The organism is Variovorax sp. MPBD4-3 (assembly GCF_058809745.1).
This window is the reverse complement of sequence record NZ_JBXASW010000109.1, coordinates 1-9,845: the sequence shown is the minus strand read 5'-3', so window position 1 is coordinate 9,845 and position 9,845 is coordinate 1. Positions and strand designations below refer to the sequence as shown.

Genomic DNA, 9,845 nt, shown 5'->3' with positions numbered 1-9,845 from the left:
GCGCATTTGTCTTTCTCCCTCCCCTTCCGGGGGAGGGCAGGGGTGGGGGCACGACGGCCTCGACCCAGTCGCAACGCTCATCGGGCGCCGCCCCCATCCCCGCCTTCCCCCAGAGGGGGAAGGAGCAAGAGGCTCGGCAATGAGCGGCGCGCAGCGCTTCTCGCGCACCTCGCTTCCCGTCACGCCCTGGAAAAACGGCGGCGGCACCACGCAGCAAGTCATGAGCTGGCCGCAGGGCGCGGGGCTCGACAGCTTCGGCTGGCGCGTGAGCATCGCGAGCATCGCGGCGGCGGGGCCGTTCTCGGTATTCGCCGGTGTCGACCGCAGCATCACGCTGCTGGAGGGCGACGGCGTGCGCCTCTTCACGCACGACGGGCGCATCGACCATCGCCTCGACGTGCCGCACCGGCCCTTCGCCTTCAGCGGCGACGAGGCCATCGACTGCACGCTGCTCGGCGGTGCGTCCAACGACTTCAACGTGATGACGCGACGCGGACAGTGGCGCGCCGAGGTGCGGGTTCTCGACAGCGCATCGGCCATCGGCGCCGCGCCGCACGGCGTGCTGCTCGCGTTGCGCGGCGCGTGGCGCCTGAATGATGAAGCGTGCCGCGAAGGCGAGGGCCTGCAGTGGGCCGACGCCACGCAGGCCTGGCAGGCGCTGCCGGAGGGCGCCGACGCACGGCTGCTCGCGGTGCGCATCCTGCCTGCCTGACCCGCAAAGCCAACGAGAAGAAAGACGATGAAACCCGCCAACGAATTTCCTTCCGCCGACGGCCTCTGGACCGGTCTTCGCCTCGCCACCGATGCCGCGGTGGAGGGCGCCATCGTCGTGGCGCAGGGCGCTGTCCGCTGGGTCGGCGCACGCAGCACACTGCCGGCGGAATTCGCCGGGCTCAAGCAGCACGACGGCGGCGGCGCGCTGGTCACGCCGGGGCTGGTCGATTGCCACACGCACCTGGTCTACGGCGGCCAGCGTGCCAACGAATTCGCGATGCGCCTCGCCGGCGCGAGCTACGAAGAAGTCGCGAAGGCCGGCGGCGGCATCGTCTCGTCGGTGCGCGCCACGCGCGAGGCCGACGAAGACACGCTGTTCGCGCAGGCCGCGAAGCGGCTCGAACAGTTGCTGGCAGACGGCGTGTGCGCCATCGAGATCAAGTCGGGCTACGGCCTTTCGCTGGAACACGAGCGCAAGCAACTGCGCGTGGCGCGGCGCCTGGGCGAGGCCTATGGCGTGACGGTGCGCACCACATTCCTCGGCGCGCACGCGCTGCCTCCTGAATACGCAGGCCGCAGCGGCGACTACATCGACCTCGTCTGCAACGGAATGCTGCCCGCGCTGGCGGCCGAAGGGCTGGTCGACGCGGTCGACGTGTTCTGCGAGCGCATCGCCTTCACGCTCGGGGAGACCGAGCAGGTCTTCAAGGCCGCCAAGGCGCTGGGCCTGCCGGTCAAGCTGCATGCGGAGCAGCTGTCGGACATGGGCGGCGCCGCGCTGGCCGCGCGCTACGGCGCGCTCTCGTGCGACCACATCGAGCACCTGTCGGCCGAGGGCATCGAGGCGATGCGCCGCTCGGGCACCGTGGCCGTGCTGCTGCCCGGCGCCTACTACACGCTGCGCGACACGCACCTGCCGCCCATCGACGCGCTGCGCGCCGCGGGCGTGCCGATGGCGGTTTCTACAGATCACAACCCCGGCACCTCGCCGGCGCTGAGCCTGCTGCTGATGGTGAACATGGCCTGCACCCTGTTCCGCCTGACGGTGCCCGAGGCGCTGGACGGCGTCACCGCGCACGCCGCGCGCGCCCTGGGCCTGCAAGACACGCACGGCGCCATCGCGCCCGGCATGCCCGCCAACTTCGTGCTGTGGAACGTGCGCGAAGCGGCCGAACTGGCCTACTGGTTCGGCCAGCGGCCCGTGCGCACCGTGGTGCGCCAGGGCCGCATCGCCATCGGAGCCAACGCATGACAAACACTCTTTTCGCGGCTGATGCGCTGCTGCCCGAAGGCTGGGCCAGGAACGTCCTGCTGGCGTGGAACGATGCGGGCCAGCTCACGCAGGTGCAAGCCGGTGCGCAACGTCCGGCGGACACGCAAGCCGCCAGCGGCCCCGTGATCCCCGGCATGCCCAACCTGCATTCGCACGCCTTCCAGCGCGCCTTTGCCGGTCTTACCGAACATCGCGCCGAGCAGCAGGACAGCTTCTGGAGCTGGCGCACGCTGATGTACCGCTTTGCCGCGCGCCTCGGCCCGCAGCACATGGAAGCCATCGCCACCTGGCTCTACGCCGAGATGCTCGAAGCGGGCTACACCAGCGTGTGCGAGTTCCAGTACGTGCACCACGACGTGGACGGCCGCCCGTATGCCGACGACGCCACGCTGAGCCTGGCCCTGCTGCGCGCGGCGAAGAAGGCCGGCATCGGCTTCACGCTGCTGCCCGTGCTCTACCAGACCGGCGGCTTCGGCGACCTGCCGCCCACCGACGGGCAGCGCCGCTTCATCCGCTCGACCGATTCGATGCTGCGCCTGCTCGAAGCGCTCAAGCCGGCTTGCGACGCGCAGGGCGCGCGCCTCGGCCTCGCGCCGCACTCGCTGCGCGCCGTGCCGCCCGAAGGCCTGCGCGATGCGATCGCGGGGCTCGAAGCCATCGACCGCACCGCGCCCATCCACATCCACATCGCCGAGCAGACGAAGGAAGTGGACGACTGCGTGGCCTGGAGCGGGCTGCGCCCGGTGGAGTGGCTGCTCGACCACGCGCCGGTCGATGCGCGCTGGTGCCTGGTGCACGCCACGCACATGAACGACGCGGAGTACGAATACGCGGCCCGCAGCGGCGCGGTCGCGGGCCTGTGCCCGACCACCGAAGCCAACCTGGGCGACGGCATCTTCGACTTCGCCAAGTGGCGCAGCCACGGCGGCGCATGGGGCGTGGGCTCGGACAGCCACGCCAGCGTGAATGCGGCCGAAGAGCTGCTGATGCTCGAATACAGCCAGCGCCTGGCCAGGCGCCAGCGCAACGTCGGCGCCAGCGCGGCGCAGCCGCATGTCGCGACCGCGCTCACGCTCGAGGCGGTGCAGGGCGGCGCGCAGGCCGCGGGCCGTGCGGTCGGCGGACTGGCGGCGGGGCAGCAGGCCGACTTCGCCGTGCTCGACGCGTCGCACCTCGCGCTGCAGGGACTGCCGGCGCCCGATATGCTCTCGGCCCACGTCTTCGCGAGCCACCGCACCTCGGCCATCGACAGCGTCTGGGTGGCGGGCCGCCCGCGCGTGTCGGCCGGCCGCCACGCGCTGCACGACGAAGCCGCGGCCGCCTTCGTGGCCGCGCGCACCCAACTACTCAAGGACTGACCCCACCATGGCCTTCACCACCGCCGAACCGCCATTCCGTTTTCGCCAGGGCACGCGAGCGCTGCTCATTTCGATGCCGCACGTCGGCACGCACGTGCCGCCGGCGCTTGCCGAGCGCTTCACGGAAGAGGCGCGCCACGTGCCCGACACCGACTGGCACCTCGAACGGCTCTACGACTTTGCCGACGAACTCGGCGCCTCGGTGCTCGTGGCCACGCACTCGCGCTACGTGATCGACCTCAACCGTCCGCCGGACGGCGCGAGCCTGTATCCCGGCCAGAGCGTCACCGGTCTGTGCCCGGTCGACACCTTCGACGACACGCCGGTGTATGCCGACCCCGGCGACCTGCCGGGCGACGAGGAAACCGCCGAGCGCCGCGACGCCATCTGGCAGCCCTACCACGCCAAGCTGGCCGAAGAACTCGCCCGCATCCGCGCGCAGCACGGCGTGGCCGCGCTGTGGGACGCCCACTCGATCCGCTCGGTGCTGCCGCGTTTCTTCGAAGGCAAGCTGCCCGACCTGAACCTGGGCACCGGCAAGGGCGTCAGCTGCGATCCGGCGCTGGCGCAGACGCTGCTGGGCATCGCCGAAAGCGCCACCGGCTACACGGGCGTGCTCAACGGCCGCTTCACCGGCGGCTACATCACGCGCAACTACGGCAACCCGGCGCAGAACGTGCACGCGGTGCAGCTGGAGATGACGCAGTCGAGCTACATGCAGGAGAAGCTGCCGTTCGACTACCTGCCCGAGGTGGCGGCAGGCGTGCAGCCGCATGTGCGGCGCATGATCGAGGCGGTGCTGGCGTTCGTGGAGAGCCGCCGAAAGGGCTGACGCCCGCCAGGGGCGGGCCCGCTTTCTACAATCGGAGGCTATGAAGCCCGTCATCTACACCCACGGCCAGGCCCTGCCCGGCATCCTCGCCAAGCGCATCGCCATCCTCGACGGTGCCATGGGCACGATGATCCAGCGCTTCAAGCTCACCGAGGAGCAGTACCGCGGCGAGCGCTTCAAGGACTTCGATCGCGACGTCAAGGGCAACAACGAACTGCTGTCGCTCACGCGGCCCGACGTGATCCGCGACATCCACGAGGGCTACCTCGCGGCCGGCGCCGACCTGATCGAGACCAACACCTTCGGCGCGACCACCATCGCGCAGGAGGACTACAAGATGGCCCACCTGGCGCGCGAGATGAACCTCGAATCCGCCCGGCTGGCGCGCGCGGCCTGCGACAAGTTCAGCACGCCGGACAAGCCGCGCTTCGTGGCCGGCGCCCTCGGCCCGACGCCCAAAACGGCGAGCATCAGCCCCGACGTGAACGACCCGGGCGCGCGCAACGTCAATTTCGAGGAGCTGCGCGCGGCCTACTACGAGCAGACCGAAGCGTTGGTCGAGGGCGGCGCCGACGTGATCCTGGTCGAGACCATCTTCGACACGCTCAACGCCAAGGCCGCGCTGTTCGCGGTGGACGAGTATTTCGACAACAGCGGCAACCGCCTGCCGCTGATCATCAGCGGCACCGTGACCGACGCCTCGGGCCGCATCCTGAGCGGCCAGACCGTCACCGCCTTCTGGCACAGCGTGCGCCATGCGCAGCCGCTGGCCATCGGCCTGAACTGCGCGCTGGGCGCTGCGCTGATGCGCCCGTACATCCAGGAGCTGGCGCGCGTGGCCGGCGACACCTTCATCAGCTGCTACCCGAACGCCGGCCTGCCCAACCCGATGAGCGACACGGGTTTCGACGAGACGCCGGACGTCACTTCGCGCCTGCTGCACGAGTTCGCGGCCGAGGGGCTGGTGAATATCGTGGGCGGCTGCTGCGGCACCACGCCGGACCACATCGCCGCCATCGGCCAGGCCGTGGCACCGATGCCGGGCCGCGCGCTGGGCGCCCACAGCGCCGGCTTCTACCGCGAAGCGGCATAAAGAGGCTCGCCCCCAGGCTTCGCGCACTTCGTGTCGCTGCGCCTTCGCCGTGCCGGGGGCAACACCTGAGGCCCGGCTGAGCCGGTTCCTCGGTGTTCACTGAATCGGCCCCACGCTGATTGACGGGCTGGGGGTCCCGGCATAGGCTGGGCCCAAGGAGCCTTGCCATGAACTCATTCCCACGACGCTGGGCCGGCATCGCCGCGGTCGCCCTGGTGCTGCCGCTTTCGGCGGCGGCGCAGCAGGCCTTCACGCGCGGCGCCGTGAACCTGCGGGCTGGCCCGTCGGGCGACTATCCGCTGGTGGCGCGCCTGGCGCCCGGGCAGCCGCTCGATGTGGTGGGCTGCACCAGCGGCTACGGCTGGTGCGACGTGCTGCTGCCAGACGGCGGGCGAGGCTGGGTCTGGGCGCGGAACCTCGACTACGCATACCAGGAGCAGCGCGTGCCGCTGGCCACCTACGGCGCGGTGATCGGCGTGCCGATCGTCGGCTTCGCGATCGGCAGCTACTGGGGCAACTATTACCGCGACCGGCCGTGGTACGGCGACCGGCGCTGGTGGGGCGGCAGGCCGCCGCCGCCGGTGGCCGGCTGGCAGCCACCGCCGCCGATCCGGCCGGGATGGCAGCCGCGTCCCTGGCCGGGACCGGGTTTCCGGCCGCCGGGGCCTGGCGTGCGTCCACCGCCCCCGCCCGGCATCCGGCCTCCGGTCGACCCCGGCTTCAGGCCGCCGCGGCCGCATCCGGGGTTCCGGCCCGGGCCGCCGCCCGGCATGCCGCATCCAGGCGGTGGTGGCGGGCACCACGGTGGCCACCGGCCCTGACCGGCCGTCAGCCGCCGCCGCCGGTCTTGGGCCCGCATTCGCCGGGGGGCCGGCGATCCCGCCCGATCAGCGACACGAAGCGCTGCGCCCCCAGGCCGAGCGGGCGCTCGCGTGACCACACCACATCGACCCACAGGTCGAGCCCGTTGCTGAGGTTTTCGAACGGAATTTCCACCAGCGCGCCTGCCGCCACGTGAGGCCGCGCGAAGTTGCGCTGCAGCCAGCCCCAGCCCAGCCCGGCGGTGATCAGGCTCAGCGCGGCCAGCGCGTTGTCGGTGCGCCAGACATGGCGGGCGAACACGAAGCGCGGGTCGCTGGTGGCAAGGTCGCGCCCGGCGACGACGATCTGCCGGGTGTTCGTCAGGTGGTCCTCGCGCAGCTTGCCGCCGGGGGCGGCGAGCAGCACCGGGTGGTCGGGCGCCATCACCGCCACCATGAGGTCGCTGCCGACTTCCTGGAAGCCTTCCCGGCCGTCGAGGCTGGGGCGCTCGAACACCAGCGCCAGTTGCGCGCGGCCGCTGTGCAGCAGTTCGAGCGCATCGGCCTGCGGGGCGGCCAGTACCTCGACCTGCAGCAGCGGATATTCCTGCGCCAGCGTGGCCAGCGGGCCGCTCCACGGCGCGGCCAGCAGCTCGGGTGCGATGGCCAGCGTGAGCCGGTCTTCCAGGCCCTGGGTCAGCGCGAGGGCCTGCACCTGCAGCTGCTTGAGCTGGGTCGCCAGCATGCGCGCCTGCGGCTCCAGCGAGCGCGCGGCGGCGGTGGGCTGGGGCTCGCGGCCCTTGCGGTCGAACAGCGGCAGATCGAGCTCGGCCTCGAGGTTGGCGATGGCCATGCTCACGGCCGAAGGCACCCGGCGCAGCGCACGGGCCGCCGCCGAAAAGGAGCCGTGGTCGATCACGGCCAGGAAGACTTCGACGTTCTCGCTGGTGAAGGCCATTGGCTTGCGCTTTCGGGTCGATCTATCAGTAAAACTGAAATAAGTTAACTTTTTATATCAGCAAGAGACACATAAAGTCCACCTCGTCGCATTTCATTCATCCAGAACGCAAGAGGAAAAATCATGCAGGGGCTTCGCCGTCGTGTTGTCTACATCTCCCTTTACGAAGGGATCGCCATCGTCGCCGCCAGCGCCGGCCTGGCATTGATGACCGACGCCGGCCTGGGCCATTCCGGCGCGCTGGCGGTGGCTGCATCGGTCATCGCGGTGCTCTGGAACCTGGCTTTCAACGCCTTGTTCGAGCGCTGGGAGTCGCGCCAGGCGGTGCGCGGGCGCAGCGTGCGCCGCCGCATCGCCCATGCCATCGGCTTCGAGGGCGGGCTCGTCGCCTTCCTGGTGCCGATGTTCGCCTGGGGCCTGGGCGTGTCGCTCTGGCAGGCGCTGGTGATGGACCTGGGGCTGGTGGTGTTCTTCCTGGTCTACACCTTCGTCTTCAACTGGGCCTTCGACCGCATCTTCGGCCTGCCGGCCTCGGCGATGGGCGAGGCGCAGCCGGCCTGAGGCGTCAGGTGCCTACTGCCCGCCCGGCGGCGCGACGGGTTTGCGCGCCGCGGCCGAGCGCATCGCCAGCGCGCCGCTCAGGCGCAGGCGCTCGGTTTCATTGAAGAGCGTTTCGCGCAACCGGGACTGTTCGGCTTCGGACGCCGCCGCGTAGCGGTCGAGGCGCGCATTCCAGTCCTGGTTTTCCTGGTCGAGCGCCGCGAGGTTGCGGGCCACTTCGTAGCCGTAGGCCTCGCTGCGCGCGGCAAAGCGCTCCTGCGGGCTCGCGCCTCGCGCCTCGAGCGCGGCGGTCTGCTGCATCACGTCGGCATGGGCGACGGCTTCCCGGCGCACTTCGCGCTGTTCCGGCGACAGCCATGCCTGCTCGCTTTGCTTCAATGCAGCGGTGCGCTGCTCGGGCGTCAGGGCGGTGTTGGCGAGCAGTTCCAGCTTGTCGGCCATGAAGTTGTCCTGGCGGATCTGGTCGCCGAACAGGCCTTCGATTTCCTCTGGCGCGAAATAGCGCCGGCGCATCGCCTCGCGCGCCTGCAGGGCCCGGCGCAGTTGCGCGGGGTCGCCGGGCGCGGGCGGCGGCATGGAGGTCAGGGCCTCCTGCATGTCGACATAGCGTTCGAGCAGTCCGAGCGCGCGCACGCGCCAGTCCTCGCGCAGGTACTTGGCCAGCAGGGCGGGGGCCATGGCCATGAAGGCGGCCTTGTTGTCGGCCTGCGCCTCGGACAGCACCTGGTCGAAGACGGAGATGAGCGCGCTGTTCAGCAGCGCGTCGGGCACGGCGGCTGCCGCTGCGGTCTGCGGCGGTCGTGGCTCGGGGCTGGCCGTGGCGGTGGTCGCCGCGGCAGGCCCGCGTTCTGCGGCGAAGGGGCCGTCTTCGTCGGGAAAGCTCGCGAGCCAGCCGCCGCCGACCGCGATCAGCACCGCGCCGCCCGCCGCCCAGGGCACCCACCGCATTCCCACGGCCGGCGCCTCAGAGTCCCGCGCTCTTCAGCCGCGCGGCCTGGTCCTTGAAGAGCTCCGGCACCTTCTTGTCGTAGTACGGGAACTGGCTGCCATAGGTGTTGCCCAGCACCTGGTTGACCTCGTCGAGGTGGTTCTGGCGATAGTCGCCCAGGTGGGTGCCGAGCCGCGTGGTGCAGGTCGCGAGCAGGCCGTCGTTGTCTTCGCCGAAGAAGGCGAGGGTGCCCAGCGCCGACAGCGGCGCGTCGCTCGGGTCGAACAGGCTGAAGCCGGTCGACACGCCCGACCACGAGTAGTAGCGCACGCCGTTCACCACCGCCGCGCCGCTCTTCACGCTGCACGACGAGCCCTGCGCGGGCCGTCCCTGCGGGAACTTGGCGTCGAAGGCCGCGCCACCGGCCGTGGTCAGCGAGGCCAGCGCGTTCAGCGGGACTTCCGGCAGCTGGCTCGGGTCCTTGCCCGAGAGGAAGCCGATCACGCTGGTCAGCAGCCCCACGGCCTTGACGACCACGCCTTGCGCGATGCCGCCCTCGGGCAGCCTGGCGAGCAGGTCGGCCACCTTGGAGCCGCCGTTCGCGCCGCCCACCGAGGTGACCGACGCCACCATGTCGGGCGCCACCGCCGCCACATAGCGCACCGTGGGCGCGCCTTGGGAATGGCCGATCAGGTTGAACTTGAGCGTCGGGTTCTTTTCCAGCGCGCGGATGGTCTTGAGCTCCTGCAGCAGCTGCTCGCCGCGGATCTCCGAGGTGTTGGTACCCGAGACCTGCGCCACGTAGACCCGCGCGCCGGCGCCGGCCAGCTTGTCGGGAATGCCGTAGAAGTAGTCGACGCCCAGCAGGTTGTCGAAGCCCAGAAGGCCGTGGACCAGCACGATGGGGTATCTGGTCCTGGCCTCGTCGGAGGTCGCCCGGGCCGTCACCAGCGTCGAGCCGCCGCTGGCGGCCGCGCGGGCCATGGGGGTCATCGCCATCGTCGCCGCGGCCAGCCCGCAGCAAAGAACCACATTCCACTTCATGGCCATCCGGCACTCCCTGACGTCGGTTGAAAAAACGAACGTTCGTTCGGAAACGGTGGCCGCATTCTGTGGATGCGGGCGGGAATGGAAACTGGGGTTTTCCCCGTGGCGGGTTGAATCGCCCTAAAATGCTCGCCTTCCCAAGGAGCGTTGCAGCGGCGGGCCACAGCGGCCGGCCGTCAGGCTTGGGGCGACAACGACGCTCGCCTGTTCGACTCTTCCGCAGGTGAGGCCATGTCCCAGATTCCCGCTCCAGCTACCCCCGATTCCGCCCCCCTGGCACC

The 9,845-nt window shown here is 70.6% G+C and carries 10 protein-coding genes and 1 riboswitch; of the genes, 7 read left to right on the top strand and 3 right to left on the bottom strand.

Annotated features, from left to right (window positions below):
• The first annotated feature begins 139 nt into the window (after positions 1 to 139).
• From AC1RVW_RS30280 to AC1RVW_RS30255, 6 genes are all read left to right on the top strand, one after another.
• Positions 140 to 712 (top strand): HutD/Ves family protein, encoded by a 573-nt coding sequence (locus AC1RVW_RS30280; protein ID WP_081271408.1) that lies wholly within the window; start codon positions 140 to 142, stop codon positions 710 to 712.
• A 27-nt stretch (positions 713 to 739) separates the two neighbouring features.
• Entirely contained in the window at positions 740 to 1,966 is a 1,227-nt protein-coding gene (gene hutI / locus AC1RVW_RS30275; RefSeq protein WP_493204408.1) for an imidazolonepropionase, read from the top strand.
• Entirely contained in the window at positions 1,963 to 3,345 is a 1,383-nt protein-coding gene (locus AC1RVW_RS30270) for a formimidoylglutamate deiminase (RefSeq protein ID WP_493204406.1), read from the top strand. Before hutI ends, AC1RVW_RS30270 begins: the two co-directional genes overlap by 4 nt.
• Positions 3,346 to 3,352: 7 nt before the next feature.
• Complete coding sequence (gene hutG / locus AC1RVW_RS30265; RefSeq protein WP_081271406.1) at positions 3,353 to 4,177, top strand: N-formylglutamate deformylase; 825 nt, start codon at positions 3,353 to 3,355, stop codon at positions 4,175 to 4,177.
• Positions 4,178 to 4,217: 40 nt separating this feature from the next.
• Positions 4,218 to 5,270 (top strand): homocysteine S-methyltransferase family protein, encoded by a 1,053-nt coding sequence (locus tag AC1RVW_RS30260; RefSeq protein ID WP_081271405.1) that lies wholly within the window; start codon positions 4,218 to 4,220, stop codon positions 5,268 to 5,270.
• A gap of 167 nt (positions 5,271 to 5,437) precedes the next feature.
• Complete coding sequence (locus AC1RVW_RS30255; RefSeq protein WP_493204403.1) at positions 5,438 to 6,091, top strand: SH3 domain-containing protein; 654 nt, start codon at positions 5,438 to 5,440, stop codon at positions 6,089 to 6,091.
• Positions 6,092 to 6,098: 7 nt separating this feature from the next.
• Here the strand turns inward: AC1RVW_RS30255 and AC1RVW_RS30250 are convergent, their stop codons facing one another.
• The gene (locus tag AC1RVW_RS30250) at positions 6,099 to 7,028 is read right to left on the bottom strand and encodes a LysR family transcriptional regulator (RefSeq protein ID WP_493204401.1); all 930 of its coding nucleotides are present in this window, start codon (positions 7,026 to 7,028) and stop codon (positions 6,099 to 6,101) included.
• Positions 7,029 to 7,151: 123 nt separating this feature from the next.
• Here AC1RVW_RS30250 and AC1RVW_RS30245 point away from each other — a divergent pair, with 123 nt between their 5' ends.
• Positions 7,152 to 7,589 carry a PACE efflux transporter gene (locus AC1RVW_RS30245; RefSeq protein ID WP_081268086.1) on the top strand — a complete coding sequence of 146 codons (438 nt, stop codon included), beginning with the start codon at positions 7,152 to 7,154 and terminating at the stop codon, positions 7,587 to 7,589.
• Between the two features lie 12 nt (positions 7,590 to 7,601).
• On the opposite strand, the gene AC1RVW_RS30240 is transcribed toward AC1RVW_RS30245, so the two are convergent.
• Together AC1RVW_RS30240 and AC1RVW_RS30235 are read right to left on the bottom strand one after the other, a co-directional pair.
• Entirely contained in the window at positions 7,602 to 8,537 is a 936-nt protein-coding gene (locus tag AC1RVW_RS30240) for a lipase secretion chaperone (RefSeq protein ID WP_493204410.1), read from the bottom strand.
• Positions 8,538 to 8,553: 16 nt separating this feature from the next.
• On the bottom strand, positions 8,554 to 9,561 hold the full coding sequence (locus AC1RVW_RS30235; RefSeq protein WP_493204399.1) for an esterase/lipase family protein: 1,008 nt from the start codon (positions 9,559 to 9,561) through the stop codon (positions 8,554 to 8,556).
• A 136-nt stretch (positions 9,562 to 9,697) separates the two neighbouring features.
• A riboswitch (S-adenosyl-L-homocysteine riboswitch) is annotated at positions 9,698 to 9,773 on the top strand.
• Positions 9,774 to 9,845: the final 72 nt, after the last annotated feature.